The organism is Sphingomonas sp. (assembly GCF_019242355.1).
Taxonomy (GTDB): Bacteria; Pseudomonadota; Alphaproteobacteria; order Sphingomonadales; family Sphingomonadaceae; genus Sphingomicrobium.
Genome location: NZ_JAFAVR010000163.1, coordinates 1 through 3,119, shown reverse-complemented (window position 1 = coordinate 3,119; position 3,119 = coordinate 1). Strand labels below are relative to the sequence as shown.

Sequence of the window (3,119 nt, the reverse complement as noted above, 5' to 3'; positions counted from 1 at the left end):
CGGCCTCGGGCGCGAGGAATGCGACGACCTCCTCGCCGTGTTGCGGGAGCTGCGGGCCGGCGGCATGACCATCGTCATCATCGAGCACACGATGAACGCGATGCTGCGTCTCGCCGACCGCTTTCTGGTTCTCGATCATGGCGCCGTGTTGGCGGAAGGGCCGCCGCATCAGGTCGTCGAGGATCGCGCGGTCGTCGAGGCCTATCTCGGGGCCAAGTTCGTCGCCCGGCGCAACCCGGTCGGCCAGCATGCTTGAGGTGCGCGATCTCTCCGTCGCCTATGGCGGGCTGCGCGCGCTGCAAAGCGTGTCCCTGAGCGTCGGACCCGGCCAGTTCGTCACCGTGGTCGGCCCGAACGGCGCCGGCAAGACCACCTTGTTCAAGGCGATCAGCGGGGTCGTCGCGCCGGGTTCGGGCAGCGTCGCGTGGGACGGCGCGCCGCTGCTGGCGCAGCCGGCGGCGGCGCGGCCGCATCTCGGCATCGCGCATGTGCCGGAGGGGCGCCAGGTGTTCCGCACCTTGACGGTGCGCGAGAACTTGGAGATGGGCGCCTATCCGCGCGCCGGACGCGAACGCTGGGCGCAGACGCTCGACCGCATCCACACGCTGTTCCCGATCCTCGCCGAGCGCGCCGACCAGCTCGCCGGCACTCTGTCCGGCGGCGAGCAGCAGATGCTGGCGATCGGCCGCGGCCTCGCCGCGGCGCCGCGCCTGCTGATGCTCGACGAGCCGTCGATGGGGCTGGCGCCCGCGGTCGCCGAAATGATCTTCGAGCGGGTTGCGCAAATCCATGCCGAAGACGGGCTGGCGATCCTGCTGGTCGAGCAGCGAGTCGCCGAGGCGCTGGAACTCGCCGATCACGGCTATGTGCTGGAGACCGGCCGGGTCGTGCTCGACGGCTCCTACCAGACCTTGCTGGCCGATGACCGGGTGCGGCGGTCCTATCTCGGCATCGGCGTCGAGTGAAGCTCAACCTATTCACCATCGAGGAAACGCGAGATGACGAAGAGGATCGGACGGCGCACCGCGATTGGGCTGATCGGCGCGGCGGCGCTGGCGAAACCGCATCTGGCGCGCGCTGCGGACGATGTCGAGGTCGCGATGCTGGTACCGCTGTCCGGCCCGTGGGCGGAGCAGGGCATTCTCGAAAAGGCCGGCGCCGAGATGGCGGTCGACGACATTAACCAGGCGGGCGGCATCAAGGCATTGGGCGGCGCCAAGGTGAAGCTGCTCTCGCTGGACACCGGCTCGACCGCGGAAACCGCGAAGAACGCGGCGCAGCGGATGATCTCGGAAAATCCCAACCTGGCCGGCGGCTTCGGCTGCTGGCTGTCGACCTTCACCCTGGCCGCGACCGAGGTGACCGAGCGGGCCGAGCTGCCGTGGCTGACCCTGTCCTATTCCGACGCGATCACCGACCGCGGCTTCAAGTACATCTTCCAGTCGGCGCCGACCGCGAACACGCAGGCCGAGCAGATCGTGCCGTACCTGATGAAGCTGGCGCAGCAGGCGACCGGCAAGGTGCCGACCAAGGTCGCGATGATCGGCGACAACACCGGGGCGTCGGTCAGCTTCATGAAGCCGATCCGCGACCATGTGCTGAAGGACCAGCACCTGGAAGCGGTGGTCGATCAGGTCTATACGCCGCCTCTGGCCGACGCCACCGCGATGGTGCAGCCGGTGCGCGGCGCGAAGCCGGATTTCGTGCTGCTGCTGTCGACCAATAACGGCGACGACAAGATCCTCGCCGACACCTTCACCCAATACGGCATGCCGGCGACCAAGCTCGCGCTGGTCGGCAACGGCGGGCATTGGGTGGTGCCGGAACTGCTGAAGACCGCGGGGAAGGACATCCTCCAGGACGTCATGGTGGGCCTCGCCAACTGGCCCGGCAAGGCGGTCAACGAGCTGTCCGAGCGCTATGTCAAGCGCACCGGCAATCCGTGGTTCGGCCATAACGAAATCTTCGCCTATGCCCATGTCCAGATCCTGGCGTGGGCGGCGAACAAGGCCGCCTCGGCGGACCGGCGCAAGGTCGCCGACGCGATCCGGGCGATGGACATCACCGACGGGCCGGCGATCTATTTCCCCGGCAGCCACCTCAAATTCGACGACAAGGGCCGCCGCGTCGATGCGCAGCTGGTGATCATCCAATGGCAGGACGGCAAGCCGGTGACGATCTTCCCCGAGTCGATGGCCGTGTCGAAGCCGGTCTGGCCGACCTAGGGAAAACGAAAGCGGTTCTGATCACATTCTCGTCGGCAACCCCAGTGCTCTCGCTCTGACGCGCTCAGAAGCGGACAGCGCGTGCCGCCGTGTTCAGTGCCGCTCCGCGATCGGCACGTAATGGCGTTCGGTGGCGCCGGTGAACAGCTGGCGCGGGCGCATGATCTTCGAATCCGAGTCCTCGATCATTTCCGTCCACTGCGCGATCCAGCCGACCGTGCGCGCCACGGCGAACAGCACCGTGAACATCGAGGTCGGGAACCCCATCGCCTTCAGGATGATGCCCGAATAGAAATCGACGTTGGGGTACAGCTTGCGCGTGATGAAATAATCGTCGTTGAGCGAGATTTTCTCGAGCTCCATCGCCAGATCGAGCAACGGCTCGTCCTTGATGCCGAGCTCGTCGAGGACCTCGTGACAGCTCTCGCGCAGCACGCGGGCGCGCGGGTCGTAATTCTTGTAGACGCGGTGGCCGAAGCCGAACTGGATTTCGTGCTCGTTCTTGTTCTTCACATGGCTGATGAAATCCGGGATGTTCTTCTTGTCGCCGATCCGCGCCAGCATCTTCAGCACGGCCTCGTTGGCGCCGCCATGCGCGGGTCCCCAAAGCGAGGCGATGCCCGCGGCGATGCAGGCGAACGGGTTGGCGCCGCTCGATCCGGCGTTGCGCACCGTCGCCGTCGACGCGTTCTGTTCGTGGTCGGCGTGCAGGATGAAGATGCGGTCCATCGCCCGCGCTAGCACCGGGTTGACCTTGTATTCCTCGCACGGCACCGCGAAGGTCATGTGCAGGAAGTTCTCTGCATAAGACAGGGAATTGTCGGGATAGATGAAGGGCTGGCCGAGCGCATATTTGTACGCCATCGCGGCAATTGTCGGCATCTTGGCGATCAG

At 66.1% G+C, this 3,119-nt stretch carries 3 protein-coding genes and 1 pseudogene; 3 read left to right on the top strand and 1 reads right to left on the bottom strand.

The features are described from left to right. From JOZ79_RS08105 to JOZ79_RS08095, 3 genes and pseudogenes are all read left to right on the top strand, one after another. Nucleotides 1–256: pseudogene (locus JOZ79_RS08105) on the top strand (hypothetical protein); the annotation flags it as partial. Beyond that, complete coding sequence (locus tag JOZ79_RS08100; RefSeq protein WP_366514806.1) at nt 249–965, top strand: ABC transporter ATP-binding protein; 717 nt, start codon at nt 249–251, stop codon at nt 963–965. The pseudogene JOZ79_RS08105 and the gene JOZ79_RS08100, both read left to right, overlap by 8 nt. 33 nt (nt 966–998) lie before the next feature. Beyond that, a complete protein-coding gene (locus JOZ79_RS08095; protein ID WP_294073013.1) occupies nt 999–2,225 on the top strand; it encodes an ABC transporter substrate-binding protein in 1,227 nt (408 codons plus the stop codon). Nucleotides 2,226–2,318: 93 nt separating this feature from the next. On the opposite strand, the gene gltA is transcribed toward JOZ79_RS08095, so the two are convergent. Then, the coding region (gltA, locus tag JOZ79_RS08090; RefSeq protein ID WP_294073010.1) for a citrate synthase at nt 2,319–3,119 on the bottom strand (801 nt) is incomplete at its 5' end.

Bases quoted from the DNA above. Each gene is read 5' to 3' on its own strand.
- JOZ79_RS08095 (WP_294073013.1), top strand. From the start codon at position 999: ATGACGAAGAGGATCGGACGGCGCACCGCGATTGGGCTGATCGGCGCG.
- JOZ79_RS08100 (WP_366514806.1), top strand. From the start codon at position 249: ATGCTTGAGGTGCGCGATCTCTCCGTCGCCTATGGCGGGCTGCGCGCG.